Origin of the sequence: Pseudomonas fluorescens group sp., assembly GCF_020093335.1 — a bacterium.
In the GTDB taxonomy this organism is placed as follows: domain Bacteria; phylum Pseudomonadota; class Gammaproteobacteria; order Pseudomonadales; family Pseudomonadaceae; genus Aquipseudomonas; species Aquipseudomonas petroselini.
Window position 1 is genome coordinate 93,402 of the sequence record NZ_JAIOKW010000017.1, and the last position, 20,425, is coordinate 113,826.

Annotated in this window: 15 protein-coding genes and 1 rRNA gene; 4 read left to right on the plus strand and 12 right to left on the minus strand. The window is 60.4% G+C overall.

From position 1 onward, the window contains the following. Positions 1–69 precede the first annotated feature (69 nt). Positions 70–414 (plus strand): cupin domain-containing protein, encoded by a 345-nt coding sequence (locus tag K7431_RS18695; RefSeq protein ID WP_015885872.1) that lies wholly within the window; start codon positions 70–72, stop codon positions 412–414. A 162-nt stretch (positions 415–576) separates the two neighbouring features. Then, positions 577–1,326 carry a hypothetical protein gene (locus K7431_RS18700; protein WP_085983637.1) on the plus strand — a complete coding sequence of 250 codons (750 nt, stop codon included), beginning with the start codon at positions 577–579 and terminating at the stop codon, positions 1,324–1,326. Here the strand turns inward: K7431_RS18700 and mmsB are convergent. Then, positions 1,313–2,200 (minus strand): 3-hydroxyisobutyrate dehydrogenase, encoded by an 888-nt coding sequence (gene mmsB, locus K7431_RS18705; RefSeq protein ID WP_015885873.1) that lies wholly within the window; start codon positions 2,198–2,200, stop codon positions 1,313–1,315. The genes K7431_RS18700 and mmsB overlap by 14 nt on opposite strands. Positions 2,201–2,215: 15 nt before the next feature. Further along, complete coding sequence (locus tag K7431_RS18710) at positions 2,216–3,733, minus strand: CoA-acylating methylmalonate-semialdehyde dehydrogenase (protein WP_015885874.1); 1,518 nt, start codon at positions 3,731–3,733, stop codon at positions 2,216–2,218. Between the two features lie 129 nt (positions 3,734–3,862). On the opposite strand from K7431_RS18710, the gene K7431_RS18715 reads away from it, so the two are divergent. Beyond that, a complete protein-coding gene (locus tag K7431_RS18715; protein ID WP_015885875.1) occupies positions 3,863–4,810 on the plus strand; it encodes a LysR family transcriptional regulator in 948 nt (315 codons plus the stop codon). Between the two features lie 325 nt (positions 4,811–5,135). Further along, positions 5,136–5,426 (plus strand): DUF3077 domain-containing protein, encoded by a 291-nt coding sequence (locus tag K7431_RS18720; protein ID WP_043205893.1) that lies wholly within the window; start codon positions 5,136–5,138, stop codon positions 5,424–5,426. A 44-nt stretch (positions 5,427–5,470) separates the two neighbouring features. On the opposite strand, the gene K7431_RS18725 is transcribed toward K7431_RS18720, so the two are convergent. The 10 genes from K7431_RS18725 to rrf all read right to left on the minus strand — a co-directional run bounded on the left by K7431_RS18725 (position 5,471) and on the right by rrf (position 20,423). Then, complete coding sequence (locus K7431_RS18725; RefSeq protein WP_015885877.1) at positions 5,471–6,418, minus strand: LysR substrate-binding domain-containing protein; 948 nt, start codon at positions 6,416–6,418, stop codon at positions 5,471–5,473. Then, positions 6,418–7,266, minus strand: coding sequence for an EamA family transporter (locus K7431_RS18730; RefSeq protein WP_015885878.1), 849 nt, complete (start codon positions 7,264–7,266; stop codon positions 6,418–6,420). The genes K7431_RS18725 and K7431_RS18730 overlap by 1 nt, the downstream gene beginning before the upstream one ends. 53 nt (positions 7,267–7,319) lie before the next feature. Continuing rightward, on the minus strand, positions 7,320–8,267 hold the full coding sequence (locus K7431_RS18735) for a TauD/TfdA family dioxygenase (RefSeq protein WP_015885879.1): 948 nt from the start codon (positions 8,265–8,267) through the stop codon (positions 7,320–7,322). Between the two features lie 333 nt (positions 8,268–8,600). Beyond that, positions 8,601–9,092 (minus strand): OmpA family protein, encoded by a 492-nt coding sequence (locus K7431_RS18740; RefSeq protein ID WP_015885880.1) that lies wholly within the window; start codon positions 9,090–9,092, stop codon positions 8,601–8,603. Positions 9,093–9,096: 4 nt separating this feature from the next. Further along, complete coding sequence (locus tag K7431_RS18745) at positions 9,097–10,359, minus strand: diguanylate cyclase domain-containing protein (RefSeq protein WP_015885881.1); 1,263 nt, start codon at positions 10,357–10,359, stop codon at positions 9,097–9,099. Next, positions 10,356–10,928 carry a YfiR family protein gene (locus tag K7431_RS18750; protein WP_015885882.1) on the minus strand — a complete coding sequence of 191 codons (573 nt, stop codon included), beginning with the start codon at positions 10,926–10,928 and terminating at the stop codon, positions 10,356–10,358. Before K7431_RS18750 ends, K7431_RS18745 begins: the two co-directional genes overlap by 4 nt. A gap of 12 nt (positions 10,929–10,940) precedes the next feature. After that, a complete protein-coding gene (gene recD, locus K7431_RS18755; RefSeq protein WP_015885883.1) occupies positions 10,941–13,046 on the minus strand; it encodes an exodeoxyribonuclease V subunit alpha in 2,106 nt (701 codons plus the stop codon). Further along, positions 13,043–16,717: an exodeoxyribonuclease V subunit beta gene (gene recB / locus K7431_RS18760; RefSeq protein ID WP_015885884.1), complete on the minus strand. Its 3,675-nt coding sequence runs from the start codon at positions 16,715–16,717 to the stop codon at positions 13,043–13,045. Before recB ends, recD begins: the two co-directional genes overlap by 4 nt. Next, entirely contained in the window at positions 16,714–20,163 is a 3,450-nt protein-coding gene (recC, locus tag K7431_RS18765; RefSeq protein ID WP_015885885.1) for an exodeoxyribonuclease V subunit gamma, read from the minus strand. The genes recB and recC overlap by 4 nt, the downstream gene beginning before the upstream one ends. A 144-nt stretch (positions 20,164–20,307) precedes the next feature. Beyond that, a 5S ribosomal RNA gene (gene rrf / locus K7431_RS18770) occupies positions 20,308–20,423 on the minus strand. Positions 20,424–20,425 lie beyond the last annotated feature (2 nt).

The window sequence follows — 20,425 nt, forward strand, 5'->3', positions numbered from 1 at the left end:
AGTTCAGACCACTGGTGCAACGCCCAAGGCCTTAGGGTGGATCTTTCCATTCCCTGCCTCGGAGTCATCATGTCCAAGCCCATCACCGTACTGCGCGACACCCACCCACTGCCGGTCCTGGACGCGTGCAAATGGGAAAAACTCGAAGGCGACCCGCACACCGTCAACCTCAACGCCTACACCAGCGAAGACGGCAGCAAGATCATGGGCACTTGGATCTGCACACCGGGCAAGTGGTACGTGGACTACGTGAAGTGGGAATACTGCCACTTCCAGGAAGGCTACTGCATCATCACGCCAGAAGGCATGGAGCCGATTCACCTGCGGGCTGGGGATATCTTCGTGGTGGAACCGGGGATGAAGGGGACGTGGGAAGTGGTCGAGACGGTGCGTAAGTATTTTGTGTTTGCTTGACCCGCTATGCCTTGGCGCACTGAACACGGATTCGGCCCAGTGCGCTCTTTAAGGCCCAAACTCATGGCGTATTAAGTGCTTTCCTACAGGCCTTCCCTGGGCTGATCGACAAGATCTGGACTGACTTCATCAAGCGAATTGAACAGTCGCCAGAGGGTAATCATGATCCGTACCGCGCCCCCAACTGCCTGGCCCTCAGTCATCCACCAACCGCCAGACTCGGTCAGCCAAATTGCCAAAAAGCAGGTGTTTCCCAACTCCTGCGGCGCGGCTGCCCTGCTGTGCGCGGCCAAAGAACTGGGGGTCGATAAAATCCCGGTTCTTACCGGATCAATGTCTGAGCATTTAGGCGTCGACACACTGGAGTTGGACAATCGTTGTGAAAGCGACCTGTACAGGATCACCAGCGGCTGCACAACCGTCAGGCACGGGCAGACCGACCTGGAACAAGCCGGTTATTCGATGCCGGACAGTCTTGTCATCGCGGGAAGGCTGTTGGGCTTGGACATGAAGGTGGAAAAGAACCCGGGCATGCTTGTCGCCGGGTTGAACTGGCTTTATCCGACGATCGAAAACAAGCTCAGAGGCATTGGCTGCCCTATTGACCTGCCGGGTCCCGCACTTGACAGCAACGAGGTAAAACTAGAGGCCATGGCGGTGTCGTGTGTCGGCTTGCCGATCGGATTGCACTGGGTGGTACAGCGGGCAGACGGCAGCTATATGGATCCCGCAACCGGCGAGAACCAAAAAAACTTTTCCGCGTTGAACAATAGGCTTAAAAAAGCCGCGGGCAGGGCACTCGGCTATTACCCTTCGGGGATTTCAATCGTTGCCAAATTGGCCCCCTTAAACACGGGTGTAAAAGCCGGGAGCCAGCCTTACGCCGGCCCCCCTCCCCTTAATTGGTTTTAAGGTAGCTGTTGATAATCGCTGAAAAGTCCTTGCCCCCCTCCCCGCGCTGGCTCATCGCCTGATACAGCTGCTGGGCCACGGCGCCGAGGATCACCGGCTGGTGCACCTGGCGCGCGGCTTCGGTGGCCAGGCCCAGGTCCTTGAGCATCAGGTCGGCACCAAACCCGCCGGTATAGCCACGGGACGACGGCGCGGTTTCAATCACGCCAGGCCATGGGTTGTAGGTGTCGGAACTCCAGCAACGCCCGGTGGAGCTGTTGATAATTCCCGCCAGCACTTGCGTGTCGATACCCAGCGCATCACCCAGCGCCATGGCCTCGCTGACGCCGACCATGCTGATGCCCAACAACAGGTTGTTGCAGATCTTGGCGATTTGCCCGGTGCCCACGTCGCCGCAATGCACAATGTTACGGCCCATCTGCGCCAGCACCGGTTGCAGGGTGGCGAACAGTTCCGGGGTGGCGCCGACCATGAAGGTCAGCGTCCCTGCGGCGGCGCCGCCGGTGCCGCCGGAGACCGGGGCGTCGGCTACGACGACACCTTGCTTGGCCGCCGCAGCCGCTATGTCACGGATGGTTTGCGGGTCGATGGTGCTGCAGTCCACCGCCGGTACACCTTTGCCGATGCCAGCCAAAACGCCGTCGTCATTCAGCCATACGCTGCGCACATGCGCCGCCGCCGGCAGCATGGTAATCACCAGCTCAGCGTCTTTCGCCGCATCGCGTGGCGAAGCGCTGATGGTGCCGCCCAGCTCGGCCAGTTCCTTGAGCACCGTCTGGTTCAAGTCGAACAGGTTCAGCGCGTGGCCGGCCTTGATCAGGTTGCGGGCCATGGGCGCGCCCATGTTGCCCAAGCCGATAAATGCAATCTTCATGGTCGTCTCCCGATCTCAGCGCAGGTTGATGGTGGTGTTAACACCATCATTGACCGTGTCGTCATCGAACCAGCGGCTGGTGACGGTTTTGGTCTGGGTGTAGAACTGCACCACTTGCTTGCCGTACGGGCCAAGGTCGCCGAGCTTGGAACCACGGGAACCGGTGAAACTGAAGAACGGCACCGGCACCGGGATCGGGATATTGATGCCGACCTGGCCGACATCGATTTCGCTCTGGAACTTACGCGCCGCCGCACCGCTCTGGGTGAACAGGCCAGTGCCGTTGCCGAACGGGTTGGCGTTGACCAGCGCGATGGCCTCATCGAGGGTCGCCACTTCCAGCACCACCAGCACTGGGCCGAAGATTTCCTGGGTGTAGATCTGCATGGAGGGGGTCACGCCCGAGAACAGGGTCGGGCCGACAAAGTTGCCTTGCTCGAAGCCCGGCACCTTGATGTCGCGGCCGTCCAGCTCCAGCTTGGCGCCTTCTTTCACGCCGCTCTCGATGAGTTCCAGGATACGTGCCTTGGCGCGCTTGGAAATCACAGGGCCCACATCCGTGCCCGCTTCACTGCCCGCGTTGACCTTGAGCTTTTGCGCCAGGGCCTTGAGGTCTGGCAGCCATTGCTTGGACGCGCCCACCAGCACCACCACCGAGGTGGCCATGCAACGTTGGCCCGCCGCGCCGAAACCGGCGCCGACCAGGGCATTGAGGGTGTGTTCGCGGTTGGCATCCGGCAGCACCACCGCGTGGTTCTTGGCGCCCATCATCGACTGCACACGCTTGCCGTGTTTGCCAGCCAAGTCGTAGACGTGAGTGCCCACTGCGGTCGAGCCCACGAAGGACACGGCCTTGATGTCTTTATGAGTGCACAGCGCATCCACCACATCCTTGCCGCCGTGCACCACGTTGAGCACGCCAGCCGGCACGCCAGCTTCCAGCGCCAGCTCCACCAGCAGCATCGTTGACAGCGGGTCCTGCTCGGACGGTTTGAGAACGAAGGTGTTACCGCAGGCGATGGCCATCGGGAACATCCACAGCGGGATCATCGCCGGGAAGTTGAACGGAGTAATGCCGGCGCACACGCCGATGGGTTGGCGCAGCGTGTAGGTATCGACGCCACCGGCAACGTTTTCAGCGAATTCGCCCATTTGCAGGGTGCCGATGGAACAAGCGTGCTCCACCACTTCCAGGCCACGGAAAATATCGCCCTCGGCATCGGCAATGGTCTTGCCCTGCTCGTTGCTGAGCACCACGGCGATGCGCTTGGAATGTTCACGGATCAAGGCTTGCAGCTTAAGCATGATGCGCATGCGCGCGCCGATTGGCGTCAGCTTCCAGGTTTGGAAGGCGCGGTGGGCGGCGTCGATGGCGGCGTTGACTTCATCGGCGGTGGCGAACGGGACTTTGGCCAGCACCTCTTGGGTAGCCGGGTTGACGATGTCTTGCCACTCGGTGGTCTTGGACTCGACCCACTCGCCGTTGATCAGCAACTTGACCTGTTGCACGGAAATATCGGCAGATGCGTTCATGTGGTCTCCAATCTTATATTTATACAGAGACAAGGCGCGTAACCACCTTGGGAAATGAGGCGTTCGGACTGTTTTTGGAGTATAGATGTGCAAATCTCTAATAAGAACGCACATAAAAGCCGGACCAATATGCAAAAAAACATCACGTCGCTGGGCTCCCTGAACTGGGATGACCTGAAGTTTTTCCTCGAAGTGGCCCGCACCCGCAAGGCCAGCGTGGCCGCCAAGCGCCTGGCGGTGGACTACACCACCGTGTCGCGGCGCATCAGTTCACTGGAAGTGTCCCTCGGCACCCTGCTGTTCGAAAAATCCCGGACCAACGGTTTCGTCCTCACCCCTGAGGGCCAGCGTTTGCTGGGCTACGCCGAGTCCATCGAAAGCACCCTGCACATGGCCTGCGAACAAGTCTCCGGCTCCGGCGTGGCGCTGTCCGGCCACGTGCGCATGGGCTGCACCGAAGGGTTCGGCAGCTTCTTCGTCACCCCGCAATTGAGCCACTTCGTCGACACCTACCCGGCCATCTCGGTGGACATCCTGCCCCTGCCCCACTTCATCAGCCTGTCCAAGCGCGAAGCCGACATCGTCATCGCCCTGGAACGGCCGGAACATGGACCCTATGTGTGCTGCAAATTGTGCGACTACAAACTGCAGCTGTACGCGACCCAGGAATACCTGGACCAACACCCGCCGATCCGCAAACCCACGGATTTGGCCGAGCATCCGTTTATCAGCTACGTGGATGATTTGGCGTTCAGTTCAGAGCTGCTGTACCTGGCGAACGTGGTGCCCGGCGCCAGCGCCAGCCTGCGCAGTACCAGCGTGATCGCGCAGTACGTGGCGGCGCAGCAGGGGCGGTCGATGGCGATATTGCCGTGTTTTTTGGCGGCACAGGATCCACGGTTGCTGCCAGTGCTGGGGGAGCAGATTGCGATTACACGGCAGTTCTGGATGTATTGCCGGGAGGATTTGCGCAAGTTGAAGCGGATTACGTTGTTGTGGGATTACATCAGGGAGGTGACGGAGCAGAATCAGGGGTTGTTGATGGGGGAAACGCGGGAGATCAGGTTCGCGGATTAAAGGGCCATCAACGACGATTCGCTTTAAATTGAAGGACGTTTCCTAGAGACTCTCTACCCCATTGCGCCTTACCGTTTGGGTCACTAGCCTCCTGACTTCGCTGCTCATCAGCGATCGGGTTTAGCGACTCGGATTAGTTGGGATGTGATGCCAAAGTATTGCCAGGCTTTTTATCTGTCTTTACCGTTTATGGCGGCTGTACGCGGGAGACCTTCGGGTCTGCCGGGTTCCCAAATTTACCGGTTCGCTAACCCGTGTACAGCTGCCACCTCTTCATGTTTAGCGACATGCCGTGGTGACCCCTACTGTAAATTTGGGAAACATCATGTCAAAAATCGTCCCCGACCCACCGCTTTCCTCCATCACCACCCTCGGCGTAGCCACCTTCGGCGACTACGGCGAAAATCAAAAACCCTTGTTCCGCGTCAACTCCGGCATGCCGATTGAGGAAGCTTTGGAACACGCCTCCACCTTACTTTTTTACTCCAAGAAACTCGCGATGGAAGCCGCCATGGATGTGCGTGGCGAGCAATACGCATGGGCTGCGCATTACCTGTGTGAGATGGGCAAAGCCGTGGTAGATGACTTGACGCAGGCGATGACGCCGGGCCGTTAAGCGATACCGTTCCAATGTGGGAGGAGCCTTGCGCCTTCCCACATTTAAACCGCACCAGCCCCGGCAATTTGCGGATACCGCGCCCGAACTTCGCGCAGAAACTTACTCGCACTGGTCTTGAGCCATTCAATCAGCCGAGCGATATCCGGCTCTGACTGCCGCCCGCTACGACAAATGATGTAGTAGGCCGCCGGCGACATCATCACGGGGCTTTTCAACGCAACCAACGCACCGTCTTCCAATTGGTCAAACACCAACGCAGTCCTGCCCAGCGCGATCCCTGTGCCTTTCACTGCCAAACTGATCGCCAGGCTCGAATCCGGAAATCGCGGCCCATGGTGATAAGGCGGCGGCGCCAACCCCTGAAAAGCAAACCAGCTTTCCCACCCTGGACATACCTGATCGTCCACCCGATGAATCAGCGGGTACCGAGCGACACCCTCCAGTGAAATATCCCCCTTCAACCGCAGAAACTCCGGTGAACAAACCGGGAACACCGCGTCACGCATCAGCAGCTCAACATGATGATCCGGGTAATCGCCGTACCCCATCACTACCGCGACATCGTATTGATGAGCTTCCAGGCGGGTGTTGTTCATGTCGGCGCTGGTCAGTACCAGATCAAGGTTGAACGAGGCCTCAGTGTGCGACCCATGCAGCCTGGGGATTAGCCACGTCGAACAGAGGGAAGACGTGCATGAGAGGTACAACGGTTGGGATTTACCGGGGTTGAGGGACTGCAGTACCCCATCCAGTGCATTGAAAAAGCCATCGGTAACCGGCAATAAGGCTTGCCCCGCTGCGGTCAGCTTGACGCCGCGTGAATGCCGCTCAAACAACTGCACGCCCCACCACTCCTCCAGGCCTGCAATTTGATGGCTAATGGCACTGGCGGTAAGGTTAAGCTCAGACGCCGCACGCGAAAAACTACCGGTTTGCGCAGCACTGACGAACGCTTGAAGCATCGGTGTGGGAGGCGGACGCTGAGCCATCAGGTGCTCACTTTGATCAAGATGATCCCGCTAACAATGACGAATGCCGACAGCATCCGTCGCCAACCGAACCGTTCATGAAAGAACAGCGCGGCAATAATGGCGCCGATAATAACACTGGTTTCCCGCAGCGCTGAGACCTTGGCCACCGCGTCCAGCGACAACGCAAACAACACCAATCCGTAGGACGCCAGGTAAAAAACACCACCTAATAGGCCGATTCGCCAATGCCCACGTATCGTTTGAGCCAAGGCCGAGCGTTCTTTGGAAAACGCCAGCAGTGGAATTGGAATACTCTGGAACACCGTCAGGTAGATGATGTACTGCAGCACCGTCTCACTGGCTCTTACACCTTTGGCATCCACCACCGTGTAAGACGCAATAAACGCCCCGGCGCACACCGCCATCAGGATCGGCTTGAACCTCTGCGCCGTCATCCTGCGCACAAAGGTCAGGCTGATAATTCCCGCACAAATCAGCAACACTCCGGTTAAGGCCTGGAATGACAACTCTTCATGCAGCAGAAAGTAGGAAAACAGCGCGACCAGTACCGGGGGTACCCCACGCATCACCGGGTAAACCTGACCGAAGTCACCGGTTTCGTAAGCGTGGATCAGAAATAACCGATAGACCGTATTGAGGACCACTGAGACGAAGATATAACTCCCCACCTCCAGGCTCGGCACACTGACAAGCGGCAGCGCCAGCAGGCATATCACCAGCGCAGTGCCATCCACCATCGCCAAGGTCATGAAGCGACTGCTACCGGCGCGGACTACGGCGTTCCAAGTGGCGTGCATAAAGGCAGAGATCAAGACCAGCGTGATCGCAATATCGGAGTTATCCATGGGGCTCGGCTTATGGCGGATAGTGGCGGCTGCACGTTATGTGCGTCGGGGCATCATTGTTTGCGTAACCACATCCGTAGCATGTAGCGATTTAGATCACTCAAGGACTCCGAATCATCAATCACGCCACGTGGCGTATTCGTATCGATAAAGTGCGTACGGGTATGGAGAAACTTATTGTCGGCTGAAATAAGTATCTGCCCTGGCTCGAGCAACACTCGATGCTGAACCGATGACTGATCAAGAACGGTGTCCAGAAAGTTTAGTGCTTGGGATTGAGCCAATGTTAATGGCACTCCCGCCTTAAGGTGAGCTGACTCAATGTAGACGCGGAAGTATCTGATCAGCGGAATACCTTCATTGGAAAAGCTAAGGATGGGCGCTTTGAACAACTTTTCCTCATCTGACATGCCGCGATTTTCAAAAAAAAAGTCGCACTTAAGTTCTTCCAATATTTCTGGAAACGTCATCAACTCCGCGTATACCGCACTTGCATCAATCAGAATGCTCTCACCTCCCAAAAGTGCTTTCTGTCCGCAAGCCAGGATCAGGTAATCGATAGGTAACGGGTCGCTCACTCCATCGTTATGTACATAGGCGCCTTGGCGGGTTTGATGGTATCTCGCACCTTCCTCAATGCTCTTAGCGCCTCTGTCATAAACCTCGATCACCTTATGACCGAGATGGTTCTGCACCATCGGTACACCGAGTAAAGAACCAAACGTCCATATCAGCGATTTGAAACTTTCAAGTTTGTCGACTTCAAAACCTTCAAGAATCAAGACATGGCTTTCGTGATCGATCATGGTTCGGATTCTATCTAGTTCCTCACTTAGGACGGGTAATTGTAGAGGATTGATGTGGGCGACCTTGTTATCGAATCGAATGCCCTGTCTTTCAGACTCGAACAACTCTCTTGCGCTCAACAGCTCATCAAAAGCAACGTTTGAAAGCCTAGCCTTAGAAAATTTCTGGCGGAAATCACTGACGTTTATGCTCATCGCAGTCCTTTACGGTGGTTAGTTGGAGCGGCCATTTGACTAAGCCCACCCTTTGCGAAAAAGCGAAACTTCGTCAGCCTAGCCTTCAAGATTCGTCATGGCAGACTTCTCCTACAGGAAACATGCTTGAAGGTTTTTGCTGAGATTCGGTGGTGGAGCACCAACGCAGGCAATGACAACGGACCGTTAAGCCAACACCAATCAAAAAGTGGGAGGGGGCTTGCTCCCGATGGCGGTGTGACAGTCAGCTTATCGATCACTGACCCACTGCCATCGGGAGCAAGCCCCCTCCCACCTTTTGATCGTATTTCAGATTGAAACGGGTGAAGCCGCTCAGTCCGACATCACCACTATCGACACCCGTCGATTCTCCGTGCGCCCCGCCGCGGTGTCATTGGACGCCACCGGCTCGCTGCTGCCCAAGCCGCGCAGTTGGATGTTTTCTTCCTTCATGCCCACACTCATCAACACCGTCGCCACACTTTTAGCGCGGCGCAGGGACAGTTGCTGGTTGTAGGTTTCCTTGCCCGACGCGTCGGTGTGACCGTCGATGCGGACGCGTTCAATCCCGACGCCCAGCAGGGCCTTGCCGATGCGCTGGACGATGTCGGTGCTGGGTTGGTTGAGCGCCTCGACATCGCTGCCAAACAGCACTTTGCCGGACAAGCCGAATGCCCAGCCTTCGTCGGTCAGTTCAAAGCCTTGCTGCTTGAGAACGGCGACTTGCGCCGGGGTCAGGCCTTTGGGTGGGGCCGTCTGGCAACCGCCGAGGGCGAGCAATGACACGAGCAGGGTGATAAACATGAAACGCGCGGTCGAGAACAAGGGATCAACTCCTGTGTTTAACGTTGACGACGGGGTTCTCCGACTCCGCCGTTTGCTGGCCGCCCGAGGACAAACGCTTGGCCTGGTACATCGCTGCGTCGGCAGCATTGAGTAAGGTGCCAGGGGTGGCGCCATGATCGGGGTAGATGGCGATGCCGATACTGAGAGAGGTCAATACCTGGGTGTTGCCGGGCACGGAGATCGGCAGGTCCATGCTGGCGATGATCTTGTCGGCGATGCGCTCGGCGTCTTCGACCTTGTGCAACGGCGCCAGCAGTATGGCGAACTCGTCGCCGCCCAGGCGCGCCACCAGGTCGTCTTCGCGCAATTGCGCGCGCACACGCTCGGCGACGGCCACGAGGACGGCATCACCGGCGGCGTGGCCAAAGCTGTCATTGATCTCTTTGAAGCGGTCGCTGTCGAGGTACAGCACTGCCACTTGTTCCTTGGCCTTGGCTGCGCTGCGCAGGGCGCGGATCAAACGGCCTTCGAAGAAGGCGCGGTTGGGCAGACCGGTGAGGCTGTCGTGGTTGGCCTGGTGGGCGAGGGATTCGTTTTCGCTTTGCAAGTGGCTTTGCCAGGCTTCCATCTCGCCGAGCAAGGCGTTGAAGTCACTGCCCAGGCTGTCGAGTTCGGCGATTTTTGCCGGCGGTACGCGGCGGTCGAAGTCGCGTTCGCTGCGGGCGGCGTGGGCCACGGCGGCGAGGCTTTGCAGCGGGCCGGTGATGCCGCGCAACAAGCGTCGCGCCAGGTGCAGGGCGATCCACGCGCTGAGGGCGGTGCAGATGAAGATCCCGGCCAGGCCGCTGAGCAGGAAGCGCAACAGGCTACCGCCGTGGCCGATGAGATGGATGCTGCCGATGGTTCGCCCTTGGTGAAGGATCGGCTGGCTGATGGGTTGTTCGAGCAGCGTATGCGCCAGCTCCAGTTCCACACGCGAGAGCAGGCCGGTATCCGGGCGTATCCATTGCGCCAGCAACTTGCCATTGGCATCGAGGACTTCGGCCTGGGCCACCTCTTCGGTGGAGGCAATCAGGCTGAGGGCTTCGGTGGCTGCGGCGCTGTCGTTGAACACCACCGCCGCTTCCACGGTGTAGTTGATGGAGCGCGCGATCAGGTGCAGGTTGTGTTCGGCATACACCCGCAGCGCCAACACACCCAGCAGGGTCAGGGACACGCTGGCCAGGGTCACGGCCAACAGCGCGAGGATCAGATGCCCTCGGCCGATGACCGAGCGCAGCGTCGGTCGCACCTTGGCGCCGCTCATTGCGCGGGCGCCCGGCGACGGGACAGTTGCAAGACGCTGGGGTGAATGCGCACGCCACTGCGGGCCACGGAGTCCAGGTTGACTTCGAAGGACACCTGTTGATCCCCCACCCGCAAGCAGAACAGGCTGCCCACGGTGCACTGGTCGCCGCCTTCGCTGATGCTGAGCACTGGGTGGCCGATTAATGCGGCAAACAGGTGGCTGCGCTCATCCGCGGTGAGTTTGCCGATGTACACCGCATCGCACGCGGTGACGATATCGGGATGGTTGGCCAGCAGGCGCTGCACCACGACCGGACGGCCGGTGGCCTGGGTAGTGCCTTTGATCAGGTCGTCGGTGTACTGGGTCGGGCCGACGATACACAGGCGCAATTGCGCCGGCTCGACTGGCCAGCGGGCATAACTGAGGATGCCAAGCACCACTTGGGTGACCGCCTGGGCGCGCTGGTCTGCAAGGTCTGCGGGATCGGGCGCCTGGGCGAAGGCGTGCGGCGCGAGCACACACAGGAATGCCAGCAGCAGGCGTCTCCAGCTCAAACTTCGCTCTGTGGGCGAGACGGCCACGTTCATGCAGCGATACTCTCAGGTGTTTTCGGGGTGATGCCGCAACGATAGCACAGCGTCGGATATTTCTGACTCCTGACCCAACTCCAGCATCAACCCACTCAAGCGCTTGACCTTGCGCCGCACGGCCTCTTCAAACACGCCGCCCCGGGGTTCGATCAAGCTGAACCAGCGTTTGGCACGGGTGATGCCGGTGTAGATCAACTCTTTGGTGAGCACCGGGTTCAGCGCATCCGGCAGGATCAGCGCCGTGTGGGTGAACTCCGAGCCCTGGGATTTGTGCACGGTCATGGCGTACACGGTTTCCACATCATTCAGACGGCTGGGCAGCACAAAACGCACGCCGCCCTGGCCATCGTTACGTGGGAACGCTACGCGCAGCACTGGGGGGCCGCCGTCGCTTTCGGGCAGTTTCAGCGCGATGCCGATGTCACCGTTCATCAAGCCCAGGCCGTAATCGTTGCGGGTCATCAGCACCGGGCGCCCTTCGTACCATTGCTCGTCGCCTTCGATCAGGCGCACCTTGCGCAGGGCGGCGGTGATGCGCAGGTTGAGGCCTTCAACGCCCCAAGGGCCCTTGCGTACCGCGCAGAGCAGTTGGAAAGCATCGAAGGCTTGCAGCAGTTGTTGCGCCCAGTGGGTCCAGGCGGTGTCTTCGCGCGGGGTGTCGGCGGATGGCCGGGCGCTTTGCAACAGATTGAGGTAATAGCGATAGCCCTCGGCACCATCACCCTGTCCGTCCAGTACCAGACGCTCCAGGGCGTAATCGTGTTCGCCTTTGAGGCTGACGCAAAACAGATCATCGTGACTACGCGCCGCCAGCAGCTTGCGGGCTTCTTCAGCGTTTTGCTGGTTGACCCAGCGCGCCAGTTGGCCGATGCCACTGCCTTCGCCGAAACGGCGTGAGTAACGCAGCATCACCACTTGCTGGGCCAGGGGATGGGTACCGTCGAGGTCTTCCTGCAAGCCACTGGCACTGAGGTCTTCGCCACTGACGGCTTGCAGCCACCGGCGGGTCTCGGCGCTGTAGAAGCCGGCTTCGGCATCACGGCACAAATCACCGAGTACGGCGCCCGCTTCTACCGACGCGAGTTGATCCTTGTCGCCCAGTAATACCAGGCGAGCATGGGGTGGCAAGGCGTCGAGCAGGTTGGCCATCATTTCCAGGTCGATCATCGAGGCTTCATCCACGACCAACACATCCAGGGGCAACGGGTTACCGATGTGGTGACGGAAATGCCGCGTGCCTGGGCGACTGCCCAGTAGCCGGTGGACGGTGGTGACCTGGGTCGGGATTTTTTCCTTCACGTTGTCCGGCACTTTCAGCGACAGCACTTGCTGGCTGATGGACTCGGTGAGGCGTGCGGCAGCCTTGCCGGTGGGCGCGGCCAGGCGAATGCGCAACGGGCTGCCGCTTTCGACAGACGGCGCCTGTAACAGCGCGAGCAGGCGCACCACGGTGGTGGTCTTGCCGGTGCCGGGCCCACCGGTGACGATGCTGAATGCACCGCGAGTGGCCAGGGCGCAGGCGAGCTTTTGCCAGTCGATCACGCCGTCGGGCGGCGGTTGGTCGAACAGGCTGTCCAGGCGCTGCGGCAAATCGGCGGCGACACGTTCCTGGGTGGCGAGCCGCAGGCGCAAGGCGGTGTCGATGCGCCTCTCGTAGGTCCAGTAACGGCGCAGGTACAGGCGTTTGCCGGACAGCACCAAGGGGCGACTTTGGGCGGATTCGCTGCCATCGACTGCCAACGCGACCAAGTGGCTGGCAGCCAGCGCATGGCACCAGTGGGCGCCGTCCAGGCCTTCCAGCAACTGCGACGGCAGCAGCATGGCGCCGGTTTGCAGGTCGCCTTCAGGCGGCAACGACAGGGCAAAGTCCGGTGCCTTGAGGGTTTCGAAGAGGTCGAGGCAGACGTGGCCATGGCCCAATTGATGGCTGGTCAGCGCGGCGGCCAGCAGTACCAGCGGGTCAGCGTGCGGGTCAAGCTCGTGAAGGAAGCCGACGAAGGCTTTGTCCAGGGCGCGCAACCAACCGCGATCGACCCAACGCTCCAGCAGTTGCACCAGGTCGGCGGCGCGACTGAGCGGCATCAACGCCTCCAGCGGTAACGGCGACAGGCTCATAACAGCACTCCTTGTTCCCAGGCGGGCTCAACCTTGGGCGGGAGGGTCTTGCCCTGGAACAGCAGGTCCAGGCCTTCGATCAGGTCCCGTGGCGGTCGGGTGAAATACGCACCCTGGCTCGCGGACCGGGTTCCGCGCAGGAACAGATACAGCGCACCGCCGACATGGCGGTCGTAGTCGTAGTCCGGCAGGCGCGCCTTGAGTTGGCGGTGCAGGGCCAGCAGGTAAAGCACGTATTGCAGGTCGTACCGATGTTCGAGGATCGACTGTTCCATGGCGTCCTGGGTGTAGGCCGAATCGTCGGGGCCGAGCCAGTTGGATTTGTAATCCGCTACGTAATAGCGGCCGTCATGTTCGAAGGTCAAGTCGATAAAGCCCTTGAACATACCGTTGAGCAGCACGGGTTCGGCGGCAACGCGGGACACGCCGCTGTGGGTGTACTGGCAAACCAGTTTGTCGAGGGCGAGTACGTCGACTTTGTGGCTGGCGAACCAGAACTCCATTTCGATCTGGTACTGCTGCAAACCGTTGAGGGAAACGTGACCGTTATCCACCGGCAATGGCGTTTGCAACAGGTGGCCGAGCCAACCGCTGAGGGTGATGATCCAGCCTTCCCAGTTACGACGATTGCAGCGGGCGCCCACGGCCTTTTCGATGGCCTCGGGTGTGACGTTGAAGCCCTCCTCCCCTGCCCACTCGAGCAGACCGTGAAGGAAAGTCCCTGGGTTAGGACCGCGTGGGAAACGGTGGATGTCGCCGCCGGACGCCGCCACTTCGCGGGGGGCATCGGGGTCGAGGCGCTCGTCATCGAACAGCTTCTGGGCCTGGGGGCTTTCCGGCGCTTCGAGCGTGGCGGCACTCATGCTGTCGCCGATACGCAAGGCGCTGTAGGAGGCAATCCACCAGTTTTCCGCGGCCTTGCGCTTGGGCAGCAAGGGCGCCCGCAGTGTGGCTTCGTTGCGGGGTGGGTGGAAGACGATGGGTTGCGCTTCGGGCACCTGCGCATAGTCGATGGCAGGGCAACCTGCTTGCAGGTCCAACAGCCAGCGCGCCAGACCGGCAGACTCCCCCAGCGAAGCACCAGCGCCGAGCAGATAGCCCAACGCCGACAGGTGCAACACGGAGCTATTGCTGTTGCCACGCTTGAGGTCAGCGATGCCCAGCCAGCATGCATGCTTGGCGCGGGTCAGGGCGACATACAACAGGCGCAGGTCTTCGGCCAGGCGCTCGTTGTCGGCCTGGGCGATCAATTCGGGCGTAGGGCGCAGGCTGACGTGGGATTTGCCGTGTTCATCGTGGTAGTGCAGCGGCAAGCGGCTGCCGTCGACCGGTTTGGCCGAGCAGATGAAAGGCAGGAAAACCAGGTCGTACTCCAGGCCTTTCGACTTGTGGATCGTCACCACCTTGACCAGTTGCTCATCACTTTCCAGGCGCAGGATTTGTTCTTCACCCGCCTGGCCGGAGAGTGCCAGGTGTTCCGCCAGGTGTCGGATCAGTGCCTGTTCGCCGTCCAGTTCCGAGGCTGCCTGTTGCAGCAATTCGCTGAGGTGCAGCAGGTTGGTCAGCACCCGTTCGCCATCACTGCGTGCAATCAGGGTTTGCGGCAGTTTGAAGTCGTGCAGCAGGCGGCGCAGCATCGGCAGCACGCCTTGGGTCCGCCAGATCGCGCGGTAGCCACGGAACTGCATGACACGGCTTTCCCACGCAAGCTCATCCTGGTTCAGACGCTCCAGTTCCGGCAACGACAGGTTCAGCGTGACGCAGGCCAAGGCGGCGCGCAGCGGGCGCTCGACATCCGGCTCGGCGCAGGCCTTGAGCCAGGCGAGCAGGTCGTGGGCTTCCTGGGCGGCGAAGACCGAGTCCTTATCGGAGAGGTAGACGCTGCGTACGCCACGGGCTGCCAGTTCGGTGCGCACGGCTTGGGCTTCCTTGCCGTCGCGAACGAGAATGGCGATGTCTGACGGAAGCACACCGGTGAAGCTCACGTCCGGCCGTAGGAAACCGGCGGTACCTTGCTGCCCGCCGTTGAGCAATTCAACAATGTGCGTGGCACAGGCGGCCGCCAATTGCTGACGATAAACCGCATTGGACACTGGCTGGTCGGTAGGTAAGTGCCAGAGGTTCATGGCCGGCAGCGTTTGCCCATTAACCTGCAATTGTTCCTTGCGGCCCTGGGACAGCACCGAGTGGAAAGGCACCGGGTTTTCACCGTTGGGCTCGCGGAACAGGAACGCACCGCGACCTGTTTCTGCACGCTGGAATACGTGATTTACCGCCTCGACCATCGCATGGCTGGAGCGGAAGTTGGTGCCCAATGTGTGGTGGCGACCGGTAGTGGATTGTCGGGCGCGCAGGTAGGTGTAGATGTCGGCGCCACGGAAGGCGTAGATCGCTTGCTTGGGATCGCCGATCAGGAACAGCCCGCTGTCGAGGTGGTTTTCTTCGATGCGATAGATGCTGTCGAAGATGCTGTATTGCACCGGGTCGGTGTCCTGGAATTCATCGATCAAGGCCACCGGAAACTGCTCGCGGATCACACTGGCCAAGCGTTCACCGCCGTCGGCTTGCAGGGCGGCGTTGAGGCGGATGAGCATGTCGTCGAACCCCATCTCGGCGCGGCGACGTTTTTCGTCCTCGAAGCGTTTGCCCACCCAGCCGGCGGCGTGTTGCAACACGGCGGCGTCGGGGGTCGGCAGCGCATCAAGGGCGGCCTTGAGGCCGGCCATGGCGTCGATACCGGGATGCTGCGGCGGCTCGCCCTTCCAGGCTTCGGCCATACCGTCGGGCGTGAGGCGGGTGAAACCGGTACCGATGTCCAGTTGCTCAAGGGTTTCGTCAGCGGCCCAGGCGCTGATCTTTTCGAACCAGGGCTCGAAGTAACGGGCTTGCATCTTGCGGCCGTCGACGGTTTTTGCGGCCACGGCTTGCAGGCAGATATCGCGCAGTTCGGCGGCCCATTGTTGCCAGGGGGCCTTGAGCGTTTGCAGTGCTTCGCGGCGTTCCTGCAGGCACGCGTTGATCAGCTCGGCGGGCTCGCGGGTTTCACCCGTCGGCCGTTCGCTGCCAAATAGCGCACGTACTCGCGGCATTAACGCGGCGGGGCCGCCCCAGTTGCTGCGCACCCAGTTGAGGGCGTCGTCGTGCATCGGGTAGCAGAACAGCCGCCAGTAATCGCGCAACACTTCGCCGAGCAGGTCGCTGTGGTCGGTTTCCAGGGTCTGGGTGAACAGGCTTCCGCTGTCGAAGGCATGTTCGCGCAGCATGCGCTGGCACCAACTGTGGATCGTCGAGACGGCGGCTTCATCCATCCACTGGGCGGCGATGTCCAGTCGGTTGGCGCAGGCAGGCCATTGTTCGGGTGGGTACTCGGCGCGCAGATCGGCGATCAGGGCATCGGGCTGTTCGATTTCTTCGCGAAAAAAGCGTGCGGCTTCGGCCAGGCGGATGCGGATGCGTTCGCGCAGCTCCTTGGTGGCGGCGTCGGTGAAGGTCACCACTAGGATTTGCGGCGGCAGCAATTCACGGCCGAAGCCTGCTTCGTCGCCACCGTGGCCGAGGACCAGGCGCAGGTAGAGGGCGGAGATAGTGAACGTCTTGCCGGTACCCGCGCTGGCTTCGATCAGCTGGCTGCCTTTGAGCGGGAAGGCCAGGGCCAAGGGTTTACGGGTCATGCGCCGTCCTCGCCGGTGAGTGATCGCCATGGTGCGTTGAGCAAGGGGCGATACAGGGTTTCGCACCAACCTTCGAACTCTTCGCTGGCGATCAGTGTGGCGTAGTCGGGGAATCGCCGGGTGAGCGCCGGGGTTTCGCGACGCTCGCCATGGTTGGTCAGGCCATCGCCTTCGTAGGTTTTACTGGCGGCGGCTTCGGCCTTGACTGGGTCGGTTTGGCTGAGCCACGCGAAGGCGGTTTTCACGGCAACGGGTAGCGGTTTGCTCATTCCGGTATGCCAGGCCAGCAGCAGGTTGCAGAGGATTTCCCGTGCATTGGATGTATCCAGTGGTGGCAGGAGCAGGGTGTCGTCGCTGGCCACCAAGCCAGTGCTTAACGGCAAGCCGCAGGCGCAGGCAACCACGTGATTGACCCAGGGGCGAATCAGGCGATGCCACTTGCGGGTCTTGATCGAGCCGATGCTGTTGGGAATGGTGGTGACGCTGAGCAGCCCGCCATCACTGCGCCGATGCAATCCGCTGATCCAGCCTTCCAACTGAACGCCATGATGCTCAAAACTGACGGGTTCGGCGCCGGGGTGCGGGGTGGGCCAAAGGGCCAGTAATTGCTGGTAGCGGCGCAGCAGGTCGGGCAAGGGCTCGATCAGTTCGTTACGCAGGCATTCGCCAAAACCGACCATCGGCAACAGGCCACTGCCTTGCAGACGCAGGGCTTGGGCATTCAGCGCCTGGTCGAGGTGATCGGGTTGGGTGAGTGCAGCGCTGAGCAGGCTGTCGCTCAGGCTGTAGCGTTGCAGTGCGTCGAGAACGAAGGGCTCTTCGTCGGCCAGCGGGACTTCGGCGGCCTCGAAGAATACTTTCAGGCGTTGGCTGAAGAAGTGTTTGACCGGGTTACGCAGGAAGTCTTGGAGCTGGCCGAGGCTCAGGGGCTCTTCCTGTTGGTGGGGAGCCAGGTCGTGTTCGGTTGGGAGGGCATCGGACGCTTCGTGGAGCAACTGCCATTCGCGCGCGTAGCTGAACAGCGCATCGCCCTCATGGAAATAGCGGGCGCTGAACGGTTGCAGCGGATGCTCTTGTGTCATGGCATCGATCAGTGGCTCGTCGCTGTTTGCGTGGTGCCAGCCACTGGCGAGATGGTCACGCAGTTGACCGATCAGTACCGAGGCAGGGCGATCACTGTTGTCACGGATGCTACGGCCGACCCAACTGATGTACAGCTGGTCCCGGGCTGAAAGCAGGGCTTCGAGCAGCAGGTAGCGGTCGTCTTCACGGCGTGAGCGGTCGCCGGGGCGGTAGTCACTGCCCATCAGGTCGAAGTCCAGCGGTGGTTGCGCACGTGGGTAATCACCGTCGTTCATGCCGAGCAGGCAGACGAGCTTGAAGGGGATCGCACGCATGGGCATCAGGGTACAGAAATTGACAGCTCCGGCGAGGAAGCGCTGGGACAGGCGGCCTTGGTCGAGGCCGGCCAGCCAGGCTTCACGGACTACAGTGAGGGGTAACTCGTCCTGCAGACCTACGGACTCGCAGGTTTCCAGCCAGGTTTCTCTGAGTTGTTCGAGTTGGCCCAGCAGGTAATCGTCGTGTTCGCTGCTGGGCAGGAAGAACAGTTGCATCAGGCGTTGCAGACGCTCACCCCACACCCTCGGAGGTGCGGGTTGGGACAGGGCTTGGTGGGCGTCGTTGAGTGCGTCGAGCAAGGCGACCAATGGGCCGATCAGCGCGGCGTCCAGACCACCTATTTCGTCGTAGGGCTCGATGCCGTCACACGCGGCTCCGGTGCCTACGGCGTAACCGAGCAGCATACGGCGCAGGCCGAAACGCCAGCTGTTTTGCTCCAGCTCCGTTGGCAGGCCTAGGCCGGCACGTTGTTCGGCGTTAAGCCCCCAGCGGATGCCGGCACCTTCTATCCAGCGGTGCAATGTGGGCAGGTCGCGTTCCTTGATGGCAAAGCGTTCGCGTAGGGCCGGAACATCAAGCAGGTCGAGAATCTCGCTGACGGGGAAGCGGCTGTCGGGGAGTTTCAGCAGGTGTTCGACGGCGATGAGCAGTGGGTCGCGGCCACGTTGGCCCTGGTCGGTCAGGGTGAACGGGATGAAGCGCGGGTCATTGCGCTCGAGCTGGCCGAACACGGCGCGGATGTGCGGCGCGTAACTATCGACGTCGGGAACCATGACGATGATGTCCCGGGGGCGCAGCGCGGGGTCCGCACTGAAGCGTTGGAGCAGTTGATCGTGGAGGATTTCCACTTCGCGTTGGGCGCTGTGGGCGATGTGGAAGCGGATTGAGGTGTCGCGGTCCAGGTCGACGGCAGGCCAAAGCTCGCGGGTTTCGTTGAGCGGGCGCAGTTCGAGGATGTCGTCCTGGAGCTGGTTGAGCAGTGTGGTGGGCTCGCTGTCGCTGAACAGGTCGATACGACCATCGCGGAAGGCAGCGCGGTAGCTGTTGGGGTCGTCGTAGCTGTCCAGCAGGCTGATGTAGTCGCGGCCCTGTTTGCCCCAGGCAGCCAGCAGCGGGTGGGCGTGCTGGTGCAGGGTTTGTGGGTCGATGGTGACCGGCATGCCACTCTTACGCGCTTGGCGTTTGTATTCGTTACGCAGCAGGTCTTTGTCGGCGACGATGTCTGACCAATGGTGGCGACAGGGGTTGTGCACGCAGAGTAAAACTTGGCTGAATCGTGCGAGACCGGCGAGGGCTTCGAGTGCCTGCGCAGGTAACGAGGAGATGCCAAAAACGATGACTCGGGATGGAAGGCCTGGGGGCGCGTGCTCGAGTGTGTTTATGCGCTCAATAAAGCGCTGGTGAACGCCTGCACGACTTTCGGCCATGCCTTCTTCACCTACATCCAACAGCAGCGCACGCCACAGCTCGGCTTGCCAGCAGTTAGCGAGGTTGAGGGGTTTGGACTCGCCTCGGCCATTGCGCAGTTGGTGACGGCCAGCAGCCCAGTCTTCCAGCCAATCGGCACGGTAAACTTGGTATTGGTCGAACAAATCAGCCAGGCGCTCGGCGAGTTGATAGCGTTTTCGCAAATCAGTGTCGTGGGTGAGGAAACGCTGCAGCGGTTCGAAGTGCGGCTGATCGATAAGCTCCGGGAGCAGGCGCATCAGGCGCCAGGTCAGTGGGGCTTTATCGAGCAGGGACTTGGGGGGGATTTCGTCACGGCCCAGGACCATGCGGTACAGCTGCCACATGAAGCTGCCGGGCAGTTGCACGTCGATTGCTGCGGCGATTCCACAACCGCCCATATCATCATCTTCAGGATCTTCAGCCAAAGCCAGCTTGAGCCACTGGGCGATGCCGTTGCTTTGCACCAAGGCGATTTCGTTTTCCAGGGGAGCCAGTGGGTAGCGGCGCATCCAACTGACCACCAGGCTGCGCAGTTCGTCCAGGCGGTTGCCGTGAACCACCATGAATCCAGCACTGAGGGACGTCGCGTCCGGCATAACGGCTTCCTTGGGAAAAGCAAAAATCGAAGGTGCGACTTTAGCACTGTGGGCAGTTATTGGCGGAATTGGCATGTGTTAGACATTTTCGACCGCCCAAAACAAAACCCCATCTGCTTTCGCAAATGGGGTTTCGGAATTTAATCTTGACGATGACCTACTCTCACATGGGGAAACCCCACACTACCATCGGCGATGCATCGTTTCACTACTGAGTTCGGGATGGGATCAGGTGGTTCCAATGCTCTATGGTCGTCAAGAA